Here is a 19,501-nt window from a genome sequence, read left to right on the forward strand (position 1 = left end):
CGAGGGAGCTTGCTCCCGCTGGGCTGCGCAGCAGCACCAAATGAATCAACCCGATACATCAGGAATAAACCGGCTGGCAGGGCCCGGGACTGCTGCGCAGTCGAGCGGGAGCAAGCTCCCTCGCCACAGAAGGTCTTGCCAGCAAAGTTCAGGCAGGCTCGACCGTACCGATGAAGTTCGCCAGCTCGGCCGTCTGCGGATCGGCGAACAGTACCTTCGGGTCCCCCATTTCATGCACCTTGCCCTGGTGCATGAACACCAGCTTGTCCCCCACCTCCCGGGCAAAGCGCATTTCATGGGTGACCATGATCAGCGTCATGCCTTCCTTGGCCAATTGCCGCACCACGCTGAGCACTTCATTGACCAGCTCCGGGTCCAGGGCCGAGGTGATTTCATCGCACAGCAGCACCTTTGGCGACATCGCCAGGGCGCGGGCAATCGCGACCCGTTGCTGTTGGCCGCCGGACAAACGGTCCGGGAAGGCGTCGAATTTCTCGCCGAGCCCGACCCGCTCCAGCATCTGCCGCGCCAGCTCGGCCGCCTTGGCCTTGGGCACTTTTTGCACGACTTGTGGCGCGAGCATCACGTTCTCGCCGACCGTCAGGTGCGGGAACAGATTGAACTGCTGGAACACCATCCCGACTTTCTGACGCAGGCTGCGCAAGTCGGCGCGTGCCGCGTCGAGGTACTCGCCATCGACTTCGATCACGCCGTCGTTAATCGATTCGAGACCGTTCAGGGTGCGCAGCAAGGTGGATTTTCCCGAACCGCTGCGGCCGATGATCGCTACCACCTGGCCTTCCTCGACGCTCAGGTCGATGCCTTTGAGCACGTGGTGATCGCCGTAGTACTTATGCAGGGCGGAAATTCTAAGCAGAGGCATGCAGTCTCCTTTCCAGATAGCGCGCGCTGAGGGACAAGGGGTAACAAAGGAGGAAATAACCGAGGGCCACCAGGCCGTAGACCATGAACGGCTCGAACGTGGCATTGGCGAGCATGCCGCCGGTCTTGGTCAGTTCGGTAAAGCCGATGATCGACGTCACGGCCGTGCCCTTGACCACCTGCACGGAGAAGCCCACGGTCGGCGCCACGGCAATGCGCAGCGCCTGGGGCAGGATCACGTAGCGCAACTGTTCCAGCGGGTTGAGCGCCAGGCTCGCGGACGCTTCCCATTGGCCGTTGGAAATCGAGTCGACACAACCGCGCCAGATCTCCGCCAGGTAAGCGCTGGTAAACAGCGTCAGGGCGATCGCCGCAGCCATCCAGGGCGAAATCTCCACCCCGGCCAGGGCCACGCCAAAGAACACCAGGAACAACTGCATCAACAGCGGCGTGCCCTGGAACAGCTCGATATAGGTCCGGGCGACATTACGCGGCAGGGCGCGTTTGGAGATGCGCAGCACCATCACCAGCAAGCCGATCACACCGCCGCCGATAAACGCCACCAGCGACAGCGCCAGGGTCCATTGCAGGCCGGTTAGCAGGTTGCGCACCACGTCCCAGAAAGTGAAATCGCTCATTGGCTGCTCCTGGCAATGTAGCGACGCCCGATCCAGTTGAGAAACTGGCGGATCAACAGCGCCATGCACAGGTAGATCAGCGTCGTCAGCGCGTAGGTTTCGAACGCGCGGAAATTGCGCGACTGAATGAAATTGGCGGCGAAGCTCAGCTCTTCGGTGGCGATCTGCGAACAGACGGCGGAGCCGAGCATCACGATGATGATCTGGCTGCTCAGCGCCGGCCAGACCTTGCCCAGTGCCGGCAGCAAGACTACGTGGCGGAACGCTTCGAAGCGGCTCATCGCAAGTGCCGCGGCGGCTTCCAGTTGCCCCCGCGGGATAGCCTGGATGCCGGCCCGGATGATCTCGGTGGAATACGCGCCGAGGTTGATCACCATCGCCAGCACCGCCGCCTGCCACTCGGAAATCTGCAGGCCCAGGGACGGCAAGCCGAAGAAGATGAAAAACAACTGGACCAGGAACGGCGTGTTGCGGATCAGTTCCACGTACACGCCGAAGATCGCCGCGAACGGACGGATATTCCACGCCCGAACCACCGCCCCGACGATGCCCAGGCCGACCCCGAGCAACGCGCCGATGGCCGTCAGTTCAAGGGTGAACAGCGCGCCGCGCAACAGCAGCTCGGTGTTTTGCACCACCGGCAGGAAATCGAACTGATAAGCCATGCTCAGCCTCTCAAGCGACGGTCAGAGGTCGGCCGGCAGCGGCTGCTTGAGCCAGGTCTGGGAATTTTTTTCCAGGCTGCCGTCGGTCTTGGCCGTAGCGAGGATCTGGTTGACCTTGTCCAGCAGCGCCGGCTCGTTCTTGTTCACGCCCACGTACACCGGCGAGTCCTTGAGTTTCACTTTCAACGCCGGAACTCGCTTGGGGTTGCGCTCGCTGATGGCGACCATCACCACGTTGCCACTGGCGATCAGGTCCACCTGGCCGGCCAGGTAGGCGGCGATGGTCGAGTTGTTGTCTTCGAAGCGCTTGATGGTGGTGCCTTCGGGGGCGACCTTGCTCAGCTCGATGTCTTCGATGGCGCCACGGGTGACGCTGATGGTCTTGCCCTTGAGGTCGTCCAGGCCGTTGATGGCGGCGTCAGGCGGGCCGAACACCGCCAGGTAGAACGGCGCGTAGGCGCTGGAGAAGTCGATGACTTTTTCACGCTCCGGGTTCTTGCCCAGGCTGGAAATCACCAGGTCGACCTTGCCGGTGGTCAGGAATGGAATGCGGTTGGTGCTGTTCACCGGCGTCAGCTCAAGCTTGACCTTGAGCTGGTCGGCCAGCAGTTTCGCCGTATCGATGTCCAGGCCGCGTGGCTTCATGTCCGGACCCACGGAGCCGAACGGTGGAAAATCCTGAGGCACCGCAACCTTGAGCGTACCGCGCTTGACCACGTCTTCCAGGCCATCGGCGTGGGCGGGCAATTGGCAAAGCATCAGGCTGGCAAACAGGGCAGTGAGCAGGACGCTGCAACGCTGGATCATGGTGAATCTCCGCAGTCGATGATGTGATTTCTCTGATCGGACAGAGCACAGGCCATGCCAAAGGCCTTGCTGATCCACCAAAGCCGCGATTTTGCTGGCGAGCATCGGTCTGACTGGTCTGAACAGTTGCGTCGCGTTTCGCACCTTTATCGAGCGTTGATACAAGCCGCCGAACCCTGCTGGGGCACGACTTGCCGAGGGCTTCGAATAGCTTTACAACTAGCCGCTCATTGACTCGGTTTCCCTGAAAAACCATGAATTCCATTTCTCGTGCCGTTCCGGAAGTCGCCCTCCAAGGCATCCGCAAGCTGATCGCCGATCAAGGTTTCGGCCCGGGGGATGCGCTGCCGTCACAACGGGAGCTGGCCTTGCAGCTGGGGGTGAGCCGGGCCTCACTGCGCGAGGCGCTTTCATCGCTCAGTGCCTTGGGCATGATCAGCGTGCAGCCAGGGAGGGGGGTATTCGTGCAATCACCGGCGCAAGCCCCACGCAGCGAACCAACGCCGGGTTGGCCCTTCGCCGCGCAGGCCTCGCCGGTGGATATCTTTCAGTTGCGTTATGCCCTTGAGGGGTTCGCGGCCGGGTTGGCGGCCGTCACGTTGAGCGCCGATGAGCTCGATGCCCTGGATGACAACGTCGAGGCCATGCGCCGAGAGTTGAAAGCGGGGGATTTCGACGCGGCGGCGCGGCTCGATTTCGAGTTCCACCGACGGATCCTGCTGGCCAGCGGCAACCAGGCGATGCTGGGCATTCTCACCGCCAGCGCCGATATCTTCCTGGAAAGCCAGAAACTACCGTTCATCAGGGCGGAGCGGGCGATGGAGACGTGGCAGGAACATCGCAAGATCCTTCGCGCCCTGGCCCGCCGGGCATCGGTTTCCGCGCAAAAAACCATGCAGGAACATGTACGTAATGCGGCGTTGCGTACCGGTATCTCGTTCATCGCACCGGCCGCTTCATGAAGCGGGCGATACCCAAAGCCATCAATCTCCATAGCGAGACTCAATCAACTGCGGCTTCCTGAACCTGGGAAGGGCAGCTATGATGGGCCACGTTTTTTTGCTGATTACCCCGGAGATTTCCATGAGCAGCGATCTGATCAAACACGTTAGCGACGCTAGCTTCGAAGCTGACGTACTCAAGGCCGAAGGCGCAGTGCTGGTCGACTATTGGGCTGAGTGGTGCGGTCCTTGCAAAATGATCGCTCCGGTCCTGGACGAAATTGCCGAGACCTACAAGGGCAAACTGACCGTCGCCAAGCTGAACATCGACGAAAACCAGGAAACCCCGGCCAAGCACGGCGTGCGTGGTATCCCGACGCTGATGCTGTTCAAGAACGGCAACGTCGAGGCCACCAAGGTCGGCGCGCTGTCGAAGTCGCAACTGGCAGCTTTCCTCGACGCCAACATCTAAGCGTCGAATGTTCTGCCAAAAGCCCCGCAAATCGCGGGGCTTTTTCGTTATCCAGGGCTAGACGCTCGTAAATCGAGGTGTTACATTCGGCCCCGCACTGGTTTCTCCATTGCCCCCTGCAAGCCGTCGCCGACGCTCTCCTTTCGAACAAGTACGCGATCCTGTCGCCTTCTCTGCGGCGCGGCCTCATTAAGCCAAAAGCTTAATTTCCCCCTCCATAAATGATTACGTCATTCCTATATGAATCTGACTGAACTCAAGCAAAAGCCGATTACCGAACTGCTCGAATTGGCCGAACAGATGGGCATAGAAAATATGGCCCGTTCGCGCAAGCAGGACGTGATTTTCTCCCTGCTCAAGAAGCACGCAAAAAGCGGCGAGGAAATCTCCGGTGATGGCGTGCTGGAGATTCTCCAGGACGGCTTCGGCTTCCTCCGCTCCGCGGACGCTTCCTACCTCGCCGGCCCGGACGATATCTACGTCTCGCCGAGCCAGATCCGTCGCTTCAACTTGCGCACCGGTGACACCATCGTTGGCAAGATCCGCCCTCCAAAGGAAGGCGAGCGTTACTTCGCGCTGCTCAAGGTCGATACGATCAACTTCGACCGTCCGGAAAACGCGAAGAACAAGATTCTCTTCGAGAACCTGACCCCGCTGTTCCCGACCGTGCGCATGAAGATGGAAGCCGGCAACGGTTCCACCGAAGACCTCACCGGTCGTGTCATCGACCTGTGCGCACCTATCGGCAAAGGCCAGCGCGGTCTGATCGTGGCGCCGCCGAAAGCGGGCAAGACGATCATGCTGCAGAACATCGCGGCCAACATCGCCCGTAACAATCCTGAAGTTCATCTGATCGTGCTGCTGATCGACGAGCGTCCGGAAGAAGTGACCGAGATGCAGCGCACCGTGCGCGGCGAAGTGGTCGCCTCGACGTTCGACGAGCCGCCGACCCGTCACGTGCAGGTTGCCGAAATGGTGATCGAGAAGGCCAAGCGCCTGGTCGAGCACAAGAAGGACGTGGTGATCCTGCTCGACTCCATCACCCGTCTGGCCCGTGCCTACAACACCGTGATCCCGAGCTCCGGCAAGGTATTGACCGGTGGTGTCGATGCCCACGCCCTGGAGAAGCCGAAGCGTTTCTTCGGTGCCGCACGGAACATCGAAGAAGGCGGCTCGCTGACCATCATCGCCACCGCGCTGGTTGAAACCGGCTCGAAGATGGACGAAGTGATCTACGAGGAGTTCAAGGGTACCGGCAACATGGAACTGCCCCTGGACCGTCGCATCGCCGAGAAACGTGTGTTCCCGGCCATCAACATCAACCGTTCCGGTACCCGTCGCGAAGAATTGCTGACGGCCGATGACGAGTTGCAGCGCATGTGGATCCTGCGCAAGCTGCTGCATCCGATGGATGAAGTGGCGGCCATCGAGTTCCTGGTCGACAAGCTGAAAACGACCAAGACCAACGATGAGTTCTTCCTGTCGATGAAGCGCAAGTAAGTCGAGCAGGCCAGCAAGAGCCGGGGAAACCCGGCTTTTTGCTGTCTGTGCATTCACTATTGCGAACGGGCGGCGTTAAACTCGGGCCCCCGAACGCCACGGTCACCATGAGGCTTTGCATGCAGTATCGCGACTTGCGCGACTTTATCAGCGGTCTGGAACAGCGCGGCGAACTCAAGCGCATCCAGGTGCCGGTGTCCCCAGTGCTGGAGATGACCGAGGTCTGCGACCGCACCCTGCGGGCAAAGGGCCCGGCACTGCTGTTCGAAAATCCGACCGGCTATGACATCCCGGTGCTGGGCAATCTGTTCGGCACACCGGAGCGTGTAGCCCTGGGCATGGGGGCCGAAGCTGTCAGCGAACTGCGCGAGATCGGCAAGCTGCTGGCGTTCCTCAAGGAGCCGGAGCCGCCGAAGGGCCTGAAGGACGCCTGGTCGAAGCTGCCGATTTTCCGCAAGATCATTTCCATGGCGCCGAAAGTCGTCAAGGACGCGATCTGCCAGGAAGTGGTGATCGAGGGCGACGCTGTCGACCTCGCCATGCTGCCGGTGCAGACCTGCTGGCCGGGCGACGTGGGGCCGCTGATCACCTGGGGCCTGACCGTCACCAAAGGGCCGAACAAGGATCGCCAGAACCTCGGTATCTATCGTCAGCAGGTGATTGGCCGCAACAAGGTCATCATGCGCTGGCTGAGCCATCGGGGTGGCGCGCTGGATTATCGTGAGTGGTGCGAAAAACACCCTGGTCAGCCATTCCCGGTTTCGGTGGCCCTGGGCGCGGATCCGGCGACTATCCTTGGCGCCGTCACGCCCGTGCCGGACAGCCTCTCCGAATATGCCTTCGCCGGCCTGCTGCGGGGCAACCGCACCGAGCTGGTGAAATGCCGTGGCAACGACCTGCAAGTGCCGGCCACCGCCGAGATCATTCTCGAAGGCGTGATCCACCCCGGCGAAATGGCCGATGAAGGTCCTTACGGCGACCACACCGGTTATTACAACGAGGTGGACAGCTTCCCGGTGTTCACCGTCGAGCGCATCACCCATCGAATCAAGCCGATCTACCACAGCACCTACACCGGACGTCCGCCCGATGAGCCGGCTATCCTCGGCGTGGCGCTGAACGAAGTGTTCGTGCCGATCCTGCAGAAGCAGTTCCCGGAGATCACCGATTTCTACCTGCCACCGGAAGGCTGCTCGTACCGCATGGCCGTGGTGACCATGAAGAAGTCGTATCCGGGGCATGCCAAGCGGGTGATGTTGGGCGTCTGGTCGTTTTTACGACAATTCATGTACACCAAGTTCGTTATTGTCACTGATGACGATATCAACGCACGGGACTGGAACGACGTGATCTGGGCCATCACTACGCGCATGGACCCCAAGCGCGACACGGTGATGATCGAGAATACGCCGATCGACTACCTTGACTTCGCCTCGCCGGTGTCCGGCCTGGGGTCGAAGATGGGGCTCGATGCCACGCATAAATGGCCCGGTGAAACCACCCGTGAATGGGGCCGGGTTATCGTCAAGGATGAAGCCGTTACCCAACGGATCGATGCCATCTGGAATCAGTTAGGAATAGATTGATGCGTGTAACCTTGCAGCCTTCCGGCGCGGTGCTGGAGATACAGCCGGCGGAGCGGATTCTCGATGGCGCCCGGCGCCTGGGCTACGAATGTCCGCAGAGCTGCCGCAATGGCAATTGCCACGTCTGTGGCGCGCTGCTGGTGGAAGGTCGCGTGACGCAGGCCGGTGAGGTGCGTGATCACGGCGAGATCTTTACCTGCATTGCCGAGCCGCTGGAGGATTGCGTGGTGCTCTGGGATGGCGTGCTGGCGCCGGGTGAACTGCCGGTGCGCAACCTGGCGTGCCAGGTCACCGAATGCAGTGACGTCGGCGGCGATGTCTGGCGGGTGCGCCTGCGGGCGCCGGCGGGCAAGCCGCCGCGCTATCACGCTGGGCAATACTTGATGATCGAGCGCGAGAACGGCGAGAAATCGGCGTTCTCCCTGGCCTCGGCGCCGCACTCGGGGCGAGACCTGCAGCTACATGTACTGGCGCGCGAAAGCAGTGCGCTGGCGCTGCTGGAGCAACTGCGGCGCAATCCTACCGTGCGCATCGAAATGCCGTTCGGTGATACCCACTTGTCCGAGTTGCCGGATGGCCCGCTGGTGCTGATCGCCGCTGGAACCGGCATGGCGCAGATGCACAGCCTGATCGAGCATTGCCGGGCAGCGGGATTCAAGTACCCGGTGCATCTGTATTGGGGCGTGCGGCGGCCGGAGGATTTCTATGAAATCGAGCATTGGGAGGAGTGGAAAAAACTGCCGAACCTGTTCCTGCACAAGGTCGTCAGCGACTTGTGCGGCTGGGAGGGGCGCTGCGGGATGCTCCATGAAGCCGTGTGCGAGGACATCAGCGATCTTTCCAGCGTCCACGTCTACGCCAGCGGCTCACCGGCAATGATTTACGCCACGCTCGATGCGCTGGTGGAGGCCGGCATGGATGCTCATCAGATGCGTGCGGATGTGTTTGCGTACGCGCCGCGGGCTTGAGCCGCGTTCGTCCAACCTAGGCTCGGTGAGCTCCCTCGCCACAAGAACGAATGCCCGTCGATATGACACCTCATATTTCGTTTCGGTATTTAGTTTCCGGAGCTAGATACCGATAACGTATATGGAAGCCCGATGGCATCTAACTTGCCTTCGTTCCCTGAAACGCCAGCACCTTGGCGTTGCCAAGCCATTCACCATCAGCGAGGAGCCATCCGCTACCGGCCATGACCGCTATCGAATCCGCCATCACCTGCGCGCTGTATCCGCCACGACTCGAGTTGGGGCCACAGCTGACCCGGGATCAACTGCTTGCGTCGATGCACTCGGCCATGAGCCTGCACCAGGGCGGCCCAGTCTGGCTGTTCGCCTACGGCTCGTTGATCTGGCGGCCCGAATGCACGGCGGTGGAGCGTATGCGCGGGCGAGTGCACGGTTATCATCGCGGGTTGTATCTGTGGTCCCATGAACACCGTGGCACCCCGGAATTGCCAGGGCTGGTGTTCGGGCTGGATCGCGGCGGCTCGTGCAGCGGTTTCGCCTACCGGTTGCCGGAAGAAAACCTGCAGGATTCGCTGTTGGCCCTGTGGCAACGCGAGATGCCCGTGCCGTCCTATCGGCCGCACTGGCTTAGCTGTCGGCTGGAAGATGGCAATCGGGTCCAGGCCTTGGGGTTTGTCCTTGAGCGACACCTGCCCAGCTATGCCGGCAATCTGCCGGATCATGTGCTGAGCCAGGTGTTCGAAAGCGCCTGCGGGCGGTATGGCACGACTCGCGATTATGTCGAGCAGACCATCCACGCCCTGCGCAGCCACGCCATGCCAGACCGCAATCTGGAGGCGCGGCTCAAGCGCTGCAAGTCAGCGCTGGATCAGGCGACCGCGTCGCGGCTCTGACTGGCGATCTGCTTATGCCAGAGGGTTGGCGCGAGGAACGCCATGGCCAGCAGGCAGGCACCGACCAGCAGGATGAAGCCGCCATCCCAGCCGAAATAGTCCACCGTGTAGCCCATCATGGCGCTGGCCGCGACTGAGCCACCCAGATAACCAAACAGGCCGGTGAAGCCGGCAGCCGTACCTGCTGCTTTCTTGGGCACCAGTTCCAAAGCCTGCAGACCTACCAGCATGACCGGGCCATAGATCAGGAAGCCAATCGCGAACAGCGAGATCATGTCGACCATCGGGTTACCCGGCGGATTCAGCCAGTAGATGATTGTTGCGACGGTCACCAATGCCATGAACACCATGCCCGTCAGGCCGCGGTTGCCCCGGAAGACCTTGTCCGACATCCACCCGCATAGCAGCGTGCCGGGAATGCCGGCCCACTCGTACAGGAAGTAAGCCCAGGACGTCTTGTCGAAATTGAAGTGCTTGACCTCTTTGAGATAGGTCGGTGCCCAGTCCAGAATGCCATAGCGCAACAGGTAGACGAAAACGTTGGCCAGCGCGATGAACCAGAGCATCTTGTTGCGCAGCACGTATTTGACGAAGATGTCCCTGGCGCTGAATTCTTCTTCATGGCTGGCATCGTAGCCTTCCGGGTAATCGTTTTTGTATTTCTCGATGGGCGGCAAGCCTGTCGATTGCGGCGTATCGCGCATGACGATGAAGGCAAATACAGCGACCAGCAAAGCCACCGCTGCCGGTACGTAGAACTTGCTGTGCCAGTCGTTGAACCAGCCCATGCCAAGTATTGCCAGCGGGCCGATCAAGCCGCCGCCGACGTTATGGGCGGTGTTCCATACCGAAACCACACCGCCGCGTTCTTTCTGCGACCACCAGTGCACCATGGTGCGTCCGCTTGGTGGCCAGCCCATGCCTTGCGCCCAGCCGTTGATGAACAACAGGATGAACATCATGGTCACGCTTGAGGTTGCCCACGGTGCGAAACCGAAAATGAACATCACTCCGGCTGACACTATCAGGCCAAAAGGCAGGAAATAACGCGGGTTGGAGCGGTCGGACACGATGCCCATCAGGAACTTGGAAAGACCGTAGGCGATCGCTATTGCCGATATCGCCACCCCCAGCTGGCCCTTTGTATAGCCTTGGGCGATCAGATCCGGAAACGCCAGGGTAAAATTTTTGCGCAGCAGGTAGTAACCGGCATAACCAATAAAAATGCCGGCGAAGATCTGCCAGCGAAGGCGCCGATAGGTGCTGTCTATTTTTTCTTCAGGCAATGGAGCCTGATGTGCGGCGGGACGAAAGAAAGCAAACATTCAAGGGCTCCAGATTTCTTGTTTTGACTGCGGATGCGAATGTTACAGTTTCATTACCGAAAATAGCACCGGTTCGCATCGGCCAAACAGCGGAAATGTGGGAGATGGCATGTTCTTTTACGAACATGTCGCTCAGGTATAAATGGAGGGCGGTATGGGGATGGCGGAACCGGGCCGTAGCGCTGCGACCCGGTTCAGGTAAACAGCTTGGGCAATCAGCGAACCTGCACAACCACCTTGCCTACCGCCTTGCGCTGCCCCAGGTCATTGATCGCCTGGGCGGCATTGCTCAATGGATAGACCTGCGACACCAACGGTTTCAACTTGCCTTCGGCGAACCAGCCAAACAGTTGCTGGAAGTTGGCGGCGTTGTCCTGCGGCTGGCGTTGGGCGAAGGAGCCCCAGAACACGCCTACCACGGCAGCGCCCTTGAGCAAGGCCAGGTTCACCGGCAGCTCGGGGATGCGCCCGCTGGCGAAGCCGACCACCAGCAGCCGGCCGTTCCAGGCGATGGCGCGGACCGCCTGGTCGAACAGGTCGCCGCCCACCGGGTCGTAGATCACGTCGGCGCCCTGGCCGTCGGTGAGGCGCTTGATTTCATCCTTGAGGCTGGTTTCGGTGTAGTTGATCAGTTCGTCAGCGCCGGCGGCCTTGGCTACCGCGAGTTTTTCCGCGCTGCTGGCGGCGGCGATCACCCGGGCGCCCATGGCCTTGCCGATTTCCACCGCCGCCAGGCCGACGCCGCCGGAGGCACCGAGCACCAGCAGGGTTTCACCCGGTTGCAGGTTGGCACGTTGCTTGAGGGCATGCATCGAGGTGCCGTAGGTCATGCTGAACGCGGCGGCGGTGTTGAATTCCATGGCGGCAGGAATGGGCAGCACGTTGTAGCCCGGAACTGCCACCTGTTCGGCGAAACTGCCCCAGCCGGTCAGCGCCATGACCCGGTCACCGACTTTCAGGTGACTGACCTTTTCTCCCACCTCGCGGACGACGCCCGCTGCTTCGCCGCCGGGGGAAAACGGGAACGGTGGCTTGAATTGATATTTGCCTTCGATGATCAACGTATCAGGAAAATTCACCCCGGCGGCGTGCACGTCCAGCAGCACTTCGTTCTTCTTCACGACGGGGCTGGCGACGTCTTCCAGCACCAGCGATTCGGCGGGGCCGAATTCTTTGCACAGCACGGCTTTCATCAGGGCTATTCCTTTGGGAGTGATGGCCGATAAGTGTAGGTGTGAGAGTGAAGGGGTCAACGAGCATGCCCCGCCCTGATAGCCGGCCATAAGCTTGTGCTGGGACGAGGGGGCGGTATGCTGGGCCGCAAATCGGATGAGGAGTCGAATGTGAAAGCGTGGATCATGTTGATGCTGGCCCTGTCGTTGCCTGTGGCGGCGATGGCCGAAGAAGCCAAGGAAGCCAAAGAAGGCGAGGCGCCGAAGGTCAGTTACATCACGCTCAGCCCGCCATTCGTGGGCAACTATGGCCTGGACGGAACGACCAAGCTGAAGGTCTACAAGGCCGACGTTGCCCTGCGCGTGACCGGTGACGCCGCCGCTGCGGCGGTGAAGGCTAACGAGCCGTTGATTCGCAACCAACTGGTGGCGCTGTTTGCCCAGCAGACGACCGAAACCATGAACAACCTTGAAGCCAAGGAAAAGCTGCGGCAGGAAGCGTTGAAGCAGACCCAGCAGGTGATGAACGACGAGACGGGCAAGCCGATGGTGGATGATCTGTTGTTCAACAACCTGATCATTCAGTAAGTTTGTCCGGGCGGGCCCCTTCGCGAGCAGGCTCGCTCCCACAGGAATTTTGTGAGTAACACCAGTCCCCTGTGGGAGCGAGCCTGCTCGCGAAAGCGGTCGACAGGGCACTGCATTGGTCAGGATTTCAAGGCAATGACCGCCGCCCACTGCTCAGCTGTCACCGGCATCACCGACAGTCGCGAGCCTTTTTGCACCAGCGGCATTTCGGCCAGGGCGGCCTGCTGTTTGAGGTAGTCGAGCTTCAGCACCCGTGGGAATGTCTCGACATGGGCGACGTCGAGGGCGGTCCAGGGGTTTTTCTCCGGGCTGGCCTTGGCCTCGAAGTAATGACTGTCAGGTTCCAGGGCCGTTGGGTCGGGATAGGCGGCCTTGATGATTTTGCCAATTCCGGCAATGCCTGGCTCCGGGCAGCTGGAGTGATAGAAGAAAAATGAGTCGCCTACCGCCATGGCCCGCAGGAAATTGCGCGCCTGGTAGTTGCGAACCCCGTCCCAGCGCGCTTGGCCGAGCTTTTCCAGGCCCTGGATGGACAATTCGTCGGGCTCGGATTTCATCAGCCAGTAGGCCATGATTTCTACTCCTGGGTGGTGGCGATAAAAAGGTTCAGCGATTTTATGACAAACCGACAGTCGGTTGACGCCAGCATTTGCGTGTCGGTTCACGTTGCCGCAAAATGCCGGCCTTCCAAGCTTGACGCTGCTGCACGGCCAGATAAGAAAACCGCTGCTGTCATCGTGTGTGATATGCCTTGAGGGGGGCAATCGATGAAACGCAAACCGGATTTGTTGTGGATCCTGGTCATTCTGTTTGGCCTGGGTGTCGTCACCACGGGTTATGCCCAGAGCTTATGGGCCAACAAAAATGATGCACCGATGGAAATCACCCAGCCCGCGCCGGCACTCAAGCGCTGAGCCGTCTTCCGGACGCCGCTGTTTCGCGGCGTCTAGCTCGCCAGATACCAACGCCTGTCACTGACCGTTCCCTGTAACGGTACATCCCAGCTTGCCTGCGCCAATCGTTCGACCTTCTGACACTCATGGGCCAGGCCCAGCAACGTCGGCTTGCGCCATTGTTTGCGTCGCGACAGATACGCCAGGCTGCGGTCATAGAAGCCGCCGCCCATGCCCAGGCGTCCGCCGGCATCGTCAAACCCCACCAACGGCAGCAATACCAGGTCCAATGTCCAGACTTTGCGCTGCCGGGCGATATTCTTGCGTGGTTCCGGGATGCGGAAACGATTAGGGCGCATTTTTTCGCCGGGATGGATCCGCTGGAACACCATCCTGGTCTGCGGCCAGGGACTGAGTACTGGCAGATAAGTCGCCTTGCCCCGACGTTGGGCGGCGCGCAGCAGCAGGCGTGGGTCGATCTCACCGTCGTTGGGCAGGTACAGGGCGATGTGTCTTGCGCGGCGAAACAGCGGATGCTGTGCCAGTTGCCGATAAAGCCCGTGGGCGGCTTGCCGTTGCTGGGCCGGGGTCAGGGCACGACGGGCCTGGCGTAGCAGGCGGCGAAGTTGTGGGCGGGTCGGCAACGCAGGTTCGGTCATTTCGATGCTTCGCGAGACGGTGACATCGGCACAGCGTAACCGCAAACGGCGGGACCGGAAAACGCCAAACGCCAGAAACGACAATGCCAGTCATGATGACTGGCATTGTTTCAAGAATCAGGCTCCCCGGATGAACCGCTGTCGGCTTAGCCCTTGAACCCGAAAGTTCAAGGTGGAAGTTGCAGGAGGCGTTAAGGCTTTCCGTCAAGCGGACATGCACACCGGCCCCAACGTGCAACCCCCGTGGTTGTGCGTATCGGCTCAGGGACATCACCAACTGGCAAGCACCCCAGGGAGTGACGCAAGTATACCCCAGGCTGCCTCGCGAATCAGCCCTTGCTGACGTCCGGATCGGTAGCCAGTACCAGATCCACCCGATCGAGCAGGTCGCGGACCTGTTCACGGGTCGAGCCGCTGACCTGTACGTCCGGCGTATCCTGGCGGTGCAGCAGGTCGTGGGTAATGTTCAAGGCGGCCATCACGGCGATGCGATCGGCGCCGATGACTTTGCCGCTGCTGCGGATCTCGCGCATCTTGCCATCCAGGTAACGGGCGGCGCTCACCAGGTTGCTGCGCTCTTCCTGGGGGCAGATGATCGAATACTCTTTATCGAGGATCTGCACGGTAACGCTATTGCTTGAACTCATGAGTCTTGCTCCAGGGCCTTGAGGCGCGAAATCATCGATTCGACCTTACGCCGGGCGATTTCGTTTTTTTCAATGAGGTGCGCGCGTTCCTCGCGCCAGGTTTTTTCCTGAGCTAATAGGAGTCCGTTTTGGCTCTTAAGTTGCTCGACCCGGTCAATTAGCAGCTCGAGTCTGGCCATCAGCGCTTGCAGGTCGGTGTCTTCCATTGTGTCCACTGAAGAATGTGTCTGATGGAGGGATTTGGGTCGCACAGCCTTTAATGGTCTTGGCGAGTCTGTCGATGTAGGATACAAGGCCTCCATTCTAGACATAGCGCCGTCTGGCGCCTAGCTGCCCATGCCCATTCAGAATTCTCCGTACCAAGCCTTTGCCACCCTGCTGAGCACCAGCGGCCACCCTGTCTCGCCCGCCGAACTGCATGGCCTGCTGCTCGGCCGCAGCTGTGCCGGCGCCGGTTTTGATGCCGACGGCTGGTTGGCCGACGCCGCCGAACTGCTTGAAGGCGAGCCGGCGGACAACGTGCGCAACGCGCTCATCGGCCTGCAGGAAATGGTCAAGGGTGAATTGACCAGTGACGACATGACCGTCGTCCTGTTGCTGCCCACCGATGACGCGCCGCTGGCTGAACGCGCCGCTGCGCTGGGTCAGTGGTGCCAGGGTTTCCTGGCAGGCTTCGGCCTGACCCGCCGCGAATACGCCTTGAGCGATGAAGCCAAGGAAGTGTTGCAAGACCTGGCGGCCATCTCCCAGGTGCAGGACGCCCTGGAAGAATCCGACGACGGCGAGAGCGACTACATGGAAGTGATGGAGTACCTGCGGGTCGCGCCGTTGCTGCTGTTTACCGAGAAAAAAAAACCGCTGAACCGGCTGCCAAGCCGTCCCTGCACTGATCGCTTGAAAGGGAACACCGTCTGCCCATGATTCATATCCCGAAGTCGGAATACAGCCGTCGCCGCAAGGCCTTGATGGCGCAGATGGAACCCAACAGCATCGCAATCCTGCCCGCCGCCGCCGTTGCGATCCGCAACCGCGACGTCGAGCACGTCTATCGCCAGGACAGCGACTTCCAGTACCTCAGCGGCTTCCCCGAGCCGCAAGCGGTGCTGGTGCTGATGCCCGGTCGCGCTCACGGCGAGTACATCCTGTTTTGCCGCGAGCGCAACGCCGAACGTGAACTGTGGGATGGCTTGCGTGCTGGCCAGGAAGGGGCGATCCGGGACTACGGCGCCGACGACGCGTTTCCCATCACCGACATCGACGACATCCTGCCGGGCCTGATCGAAGGTCGCGACCGGGTCTATTCGGCCATGGGCAGCAACCCCGAATTCGACCGGCACCTGATGGAGTGGATCAACGTGATTCGCTCCAAGGCCCACCTTGGTGCCCAGCCGCCGAACGAATTTGTTGCCCTGGATCACCTGCTGCACGATATGCGCCTGTATAAATCGGCGGCGGAAGTGAAAGTGATGCGCGAAGCGGCGCGGATTTCCGCCCAGGCGCACATCCGCGCCATGCAAGCGGCACGCCCCGGGCTTTACGAATACAGCCTGGAAGCCGAGCTCGACTACGAATTTCGCAAGGGCGGCGCAAAGATGCCGGCCTACGGCTCCATCGTTGCGGCGGGGCGTAACAGTTGCATCCTGCATTACCAGCAGAACGACGCGCCGCTCAAGGATGGCGACTTGGTGCTGATCGATGCCGGTTGTGAAATCGACTGCTACGCCAGCGATATCACCCGTACCTGGCCGGTCAGCGGCAAGTTTTCGCCCGAGCAGAAGGCGATCTATGAGGTCGTGCTGGCGGCCCAGGAAGCGGCGTTCGCTGAAATTGGCCCGAACAAGCATTGGAACCAGGCCCATGAAGCTACGGTCCGGGTCATTACCGAGGGGCTGGTGCGTCTCGGGCTGCTGGAAGGCGAGGTGGACCAGTTGATCGCCAGCGAAGCCTACCGGGCGTTCTACATGCACCGTGCCGGTCACTGGCTGGGCATGGACGTGCACGACGTCGGTGAGTACCGGGTCGGTGGCGAATGGCGCGTGCTGGAGGTTGGCATGGCCTTGACCGTGGAGCCGGGCATCTACATTGCCCCGGACAATCGCAGCGTAGCGAAGAGATGGCGCGGCATTGGCGTGCGCATCGAGGATGACGTGGTGGTGACCAAGACCGGTTGTGAAATCCTGACCCGCGGCGTGCCGAAAACGGTCGCCGAGATCGAGGCCCTGATGGCCGCCGCACGGACTCAAGCGGCATGAGCCGGGTCAACGTGGCGATCATTGGTGGCGGCCTGGTCGGCGCGAGCCTGGCGCTCGCCTTGCAGGCAGGCGCCAAGGCCAGGGGGTGGAAGATCATGCTGATCGAGCCGTTCGCCCCCGGCGACACCTGGCAGCCGAGCTATGACGCGCGCTCATCGGCGCTCTCCTTCGGTGCGCGACAAATTTATCAGCGCCTGGGCCTCTGGCAGGAAATTTCCCGCCGCGCAGAACCGATCAAACAGATTCATGTTTCCGACCGCGGACGGTTTTCCACCGCACGGTTGTCCGCCATGGAGGAGGGCGTGCCGGCCCTCGGCTACGTGGTGGAAAACGCCTGGCTCGGCCAATGCCTGTGGCAAGGGCTGGACAAGGACGTGGTCAGCTGGCGCTGCCCGGCGCAAGTCACCCGGATGGAGCCGCTAGTCGGTGGTTATCGTTTGACGCTGGATGACGAAACCACGCTGGAATGCGACCTCGCCGTACTGGCCGACGGTGGACGCTCCGGACTGCGCGAGCAGTTGGGCGTCGGTGTGCGCAATCGCCCTTACGACCAGAGCGCGTTGATTGCCAACGTCACCCCCAGCGAAGCCCACAACGGCATGGCTTTCGAGCGTTTTACCGACGACGGCCCGATGGCCTTGTTGCCGCTGCCGGAAAATCGTTGTGCGTTGGTCTGGACTCGCCAGGGCATGGATGCGCAACGGCTGGCAGCCCTCGATGAGCGCAGTTTCCTCAGTGAGCTGCAGAGTGTGTTCGGCTATCGCCTGGGCACGTTGAAACAGGTGGGTGCGCGACACCTTTATCCGCTGGCGCTGGTGGAAGCCGAAGAGCAGGTACGTCCGCACCTGGCGATCCTCGGCAATGCTGCCCATAGCCTGCATCCGATAGCGGGCCAGGGCTTCAACCTGTCCTTGCGTGACGCGCAGGCACTGGCCGATGCATTGCTCGGGAGCGACAGCACGCCCGGCGACTTCTCTGTATTGCAAGCCTATCGCGAGCGCCAGCGGATGGACCAGGCCCTGACCGTCGGCTTCTCCGACCAGGTCACGCGGCTGTTCAGCAGCGATCTGCCGCTGGTATCCGTGGGCCGCAATCTCGGCCTCCTGGGCCTTGACCTGCTGCCCCCGGCCAAGCGCTGGTTCGCTCGCCAGGCCATGGGCTTGGGGACTCGCCCCGATGCTTGATACGGCTCATTCCTTTCACCGGCGACTCATATCGCCAGCAGCACAGGCTTAAAGCATGGAATTGCGCGCAGATCTGTTGATTGTCGGTGCCGGCATGGTCGGCAGCGCCCTGGCGCTGGCGTTGCAGGGCAGCGGCTTGCAGGTGTTGTTGCTCGACGGCAGCCCGCTGAGCGTCAAGCCCTTTGATTCCCAGGCAGCGTTCGAACCCCGGGTCAGCGCCCTGTCGGCGGCCAGCCAGCGGATTCTCGATCGTCTGGGCGTCTGGGACGGTATCGTCGCCCGACGCACCAGTCCCTACACCGACATGCATGTCTGGGACGGTAGCGGCACGGGGCAGATTCATTTTTCCGCCGCCAGCCTGCATGCCGAAGTGCTTGGCCACATCGTCGAGAACCGCGTCGTTCAGGATGCACTGCTGGACCGGTTGCATGACTGCGACCTGGGCCTGCTGGCCAATGCGCGCCTGGAGCAGATGCGCCGCTCCGGCGACGACTGGCTGTTGACCCTGGCTGACGGGCGCACCTTGCGCGCGCCACTGGTGATTGCCGCCGACGGGGCGAACTCCGCCGTGCGCCGACTGACGGGGGTCGCTACTCGCGAGTGGGACTACCTGCATCACGCGATCGTCACCAGCGTGCGCTGCGCCGGACCTCATCGCCAGACCGCATGGCAACGCTTCACCGACAATGGTCCGCTGGCCTTCCTGCCACTGGCGCGCGACGGCCAGCAGGACTGGTGCTCGATCGTCTGGTCGACCACGCCTGGCGAAGCGCAGCGCTTGATGACGCTGGATGACGGCGCTTTCTGCGCCGAACTGGAGCGGGCTTTCGAGGGCCGGCTAGGCGCGGTGCTCGGCGCCGATCCTCGCGTCTGCGTACCGCTGCGCCAACGCCACGCCAAGCGTTACGTGGCCGAAGGGCTGGCGCTGATCGGCGATGCGGCGCATACCATCCATCCCCTGGCCGGACAGGGCGTCAACCTGGGTTTCCTGGATGCCGCGGTGTTGGCCGAGGTGCTGTTGCAGTCCGCAGGGCGTGGCGAGCGGTTGGCCGATCTCAAGGTGTTGAGCCGCTATGAGCGGCGGCGCATGCCCCACAACCTGGCGCTGATGGCGGCGATGGAAGGCTTCGAGCGGCTGTTCCAGGCCGATCCATTGCCGGTGCGCTGGTTGCGTAATACCGGTCTGAAGCTGGTAGACCGCATGCCGGAAGCCAAGGCGCTGTTCGTACGCGAGGCGTTGGGGCTGACCGGGGATTTGCCGGATCTGGCCAAGGTCTGAAAGTTGTTTTGGAGCTTATGGCCTCATCGCGAGCAAGCTCGCTCCCACATTTGTCCAGTGTTGTCCTGTGGGAGCGAGCTTGCTCGCGATGGGGCCGGAACAGCCACCTCTTCCACCTGTGCAACATTTGGAAACGTGTCTACCCACTGT

General features: G+C 61.4%; 21 protein-coding genes, 1 other RNA gene and 1 pseudogene. 12 read left to right on the forward strand and 11 right to left on the reverse strand.

The genetic code is table 11. From position 1 onward, the window contains the following. Positions 1-148: 148 nt before the first annotated feature. Genes J3P94_RS01790 through J3P94_RS01805 form a run of 4 tightly spaced genes read right to left on the reverse strand, consistent with a single transcriptional unit; the run spans position 149 to position 2,992 of the window. Entirely contained in the window at positions 149-883 is a 735-nt protein-coding gene (locus J3P94_RS01790; RefSeq protein ID WP_434571008.1) for an amino acid ABC transporter ATP-binding protein, read from the reverse strand. Continuing rightward, complete coding sequence (locus J3P94_RS01795; protein WP_305498007.1) at positions 870-1,520, reverse strand: amino acid ABC transporter permease; 651 nt, start codon at positions 1,518-1,520, stop codon at positions 870-872. Before J3P94_RS01795 ends, J3P94_RS01790 begins: the two co-directional genes overlap by 14 nt. After that, a complete protein-coding gene (locus J3P94_RS01800; protein ID WP_305498009.1) occupies positions 1,517-2,185 on the reverse strand; it encodes an amino acid ABC transporter permease in 669 nt (222 codons plus the stop codon). Before J3P94_RS01800 ends, J3P94_RS01795 begins: the two co-directional genes overlap by 4 nt. Before the next feature lie 21 nt (positions 2,186-2,206). Beyond that, positions 2,207-2,992, reverse strand: coding sequence for a transporter substrate-binding domain-containing protein (locus tag J3P94_RS01805; RefSeq protein ID WP_434571010.1), 786 nt, complete (start codon positions 2,990-2,992; stop codon positions 2,207-2,209). A gap of 254 nt (positions 2,993-3,246) precedes the next feature. On the opposite strand from J3P94_RS01805, the gene J3P94_RS01810 reads away from it, so the two are divergent. The 6 genes from J3P94_RS01810 to J3P94_RS01835 all read left to right on the forward strand — a co-directional run bounded on the left by J3P94_RS01810 (position 3,247) and on the right by J3P94_RS01835 (position 9,352). Next, on the forward strand, positions 3,247-3,954 hold the full coding sequence (locus tag J3P94_RS01810) for a FadR/GntR family transcriptional regulator (protein WP_434571012.1): 708 nt from the start codon (positions 3,247-3,249) through the stop codon (positions 3,952-3,954). A 121-nt stretch (positions 3,955-4,075) separates the two neighbouring features. Then, on the forward strand, positions 4,076-4,405 hold the full coding sequence (gene trxA / locus J3P94_RS01815) for a thioredoxin TrxA (protein WP_003206727.1): 330 nt from the start codon (positions 4,076-4,078) through the stop codon (positions 4,403-4,405). 240 nt (positions 4,406-4,645) lie between these two features. Beyond that, complete coding sequence (gene rho / locus J3P94_RS01820; protein ID WP_003206716.1) at positions 4,646-5,905, forward strand: transcription termination factor Rho; 1,260 nt, start codon at positions 4,646-4,648, stop codon at positions 5,903-5,905. 119 nt (positions 5,906-6,024) lie between these two features. Beyond that, on the forward strand, positions 6,025-7,491 hold the full coding sequence (gene ubiD, locus J3P94_RS01825; protein ID WP_434571014.1) for a 4-hydroxy-3-polyprenylbenzoate decarboxylase: 1,467 nt from the start codon (positions 6,025-6,027) through the stop codon (positions 7,489-7,491). After that, positions 7,491-8,459: a CDP-6-deoxy-delta-3,4-glucoseen reductase gene (locus J3P94_RS01830; RefSeq protein ID WP_434571016.1), complete on the forward strand. Its 969-nt coding sequence runs from the start codon at positions 7,491-7,493 to the stop codon at positions 8,457-8,459. The genes ubiD and J3P94_RS01830 overlap by 1 nt, the downstream gene beginning before the upstream one ends. 224 nt (positions 8,460-8,683) lie before the next feature. After that, on the forward strand, positions 8,684-9,352 hold the full coding sequence (locus tag J3P94_RS01835) for a gamma-glutamylcyclotransferase (protein ID WP_434571018.1): 669 nt from the start codon (positions 8,684-8,686) through the stop codon (positions 9,350-9,352). On the opposite strand, the gene glpT is transcribed toward J3P94_RS01835, so the two are convergent. Further along, the gene (gene glpT / locus J3P94_RS01840; RefSeq protein WP_434571020.1) at positions 9,328-10,677 is read right to left on the reverse strand and encodes a glycerol-3-phosphate transporter; all 1,350 of its coding nucleotides are present in this window, start codon (positions 10,675-10,677) and stop codon (positions 9,328-9,330) included. The genes J3P94_RS01835 and glpT overlap by 25 nt on opposite strands. Before the next feature lie 215 nt (positions 10,678-10,892). Continuing rightward, complete coding sequence (locus tag J3P94_RS01845) at positions 10,893-11,870, reverse strand: NADPH:quinone oxidoreductase family protein (protein ID WP_434571022.1); 978 nt, start codon at positions 11,868-11,870, stop codon at positions 10,893-10,895. 150 nt (positions 11,871-12,020) lie between these two features. On the opposite strand from J3P94_RS01845, the gene J3P94_RS01850 reads away from it, so the two are divergent. Further along, positions 12,021-12,437, forward strand: coding sequence for a flagellar basal body-associated protein FliL (locus J3P94_RS01850; RefSeq protein WP_434571024.1), 417 nt, complete (start codon positions 12,021-12,023; stop codon positions 12,435-12,437). Between the two features lie 119 nt (positions 12,438-12,556). Here the strand turns inward: J3P94_RS01850 and J3P94_RS01855 are convergent, their stop codons facing one another. Next, positions 12,557-13,009 (reverse strand): EVE domain-containing protein, encoded by a 453-nt coding sequence (locus tag J3P94_RS01855; protein WP_434571026.1) that lies wholly within the window; start codon positions 13,007-13,009, stop codon positions 12,557-12,559. A 195-nt stretch (positions 13,010-13,204) separates the two neighbouring features. Here J3P94_RS01855 and J3P94_RS01860 point away from each other — a divergent pair, with 195 nt between their 5' ends. Beyond that, positions 13,205-13,351 (forward strand): hypothetical protein, encoded by a 147-nt coding sequence (locus J3P94_RS01860; protein ID WP_434571028.1) that lies wholly within the window; start codon positions 13,205-13,207, stop codon positions 13,349-13,351. A gap of 32 nt (positions 13,352-13,383) precedes the next feature. On the opposite strand, the gene J3P94_RS01865 is transcribed toward J3P94_RS01860, so the two are convergent. From J3P94_RS01865 to J3P94_RS01880, 4 genes are all read right to left on the reverse strand, one after another. Then, positions 13,384-13,989: a 5-formyltetrahydrofolate cyclo-ligase gene (locus J3P94_RS01865; RefSeq protein WP_434571030.1), complete on the reverse strand. Its 606-nt coding sequence runs from the start codon at positions 13,987-13,989 to the stop codon at positions 13,384-13,386. A gap of 119 nt (positions 13,990-14,108) precedes the next feature. Beyond that, positions 14,109-14,288: non-coding RNA, 6S RNA (ssrS, locus tag J3P94_RS01870), on the reverse strand. Positions 14,289-14,318: 30 nt separating this feature from the next. Beyond that, a complete protein-coding gene (locus J3P94_RS01875) occupies positions 14,319-14,636 on the reverse strand; it encodes a cell division protein ZapA (RefSeq protein ID WP_039590276.1) in 318 nt (105 codons plus the stop codon). Then, a complete protein-coding gene (locus J3P94_RS01880; RefSeq protein ID WP_003177365.1) occupies positions 14,633-14,842 on the reverse strand; it encodes a TIGR02449 family protein in 210 nt (69 codons plus the stop codon). The genes J3P94_RS01875 and J3P94_RS01880 overlap by 4 nt, the downstream gene beginning before the upstream one ends. A gap of 130 nt (positions 14,843-14,972) precedes the next feature. Between J3P94_RS01880 and J3P94_RS01885 the strand changes: the two are divergent. From J3P94_RS01885 to J3P94_RS01900, 4 genes and pseudogenes are all read left to right on the forward strand, one after another. After that, positions 14,973-15,526 (forward strand): annotated as a pseudogene (locus tag J3P94_RS01885) (YecA family protein). Between the two features lie 27 nt (positions 15,527-15,553). Continuing rightward, entirely contained in the window at positions 15,554-16,888 is a 1,335-nt protein-coding gene (gene pepP, locus J3P94_RS01890) for a Xaa-Pro aminopeptidase (protein WP_434571032.1), read from the forward strand. Next, a complete protein-coding gene (gene ubiH / locus J3P94_RS01895) occupies positions 16,885-18,072 on the forward strand; it encodes a 2-octaprenyl-6-methoxyphenyl hydroxylase (RefSeq protein WP_434571034.1) in 1,188 nt (395 codons plus the stop codon). Before pepP ends, ubiH begins: the two co-directional genes overlap by 4 nt. A gap of 61 nt (positions 18,073-18,133) precedes the next feature. After that, the gene (locus J3P94_RS01900; protein WP_434574065.1) at positions 18,134-19,351 is read left to right on the forward strand and encodes a 2-octaprenyl-3-methyl-6-methoxy-1,4-benzoquinol hydroxylase; all 1,218 of its coding nucleotides are present in this window, start codon (positions 18,134-18,136) and stop codon (positions 19,349-19,351) included. Positions 19,352-19,501: the final 150 nt, after the last annotated feature.

Source organism: Pseudomonas sp. Z3-8 (assembly GCF_051131975.1).
Lineage (GTDB): Bacteria > Pseudomonadota > Gammaproteobacteria > Pseudomonadales > Pseudomonadaceae > Aquipseudomonas.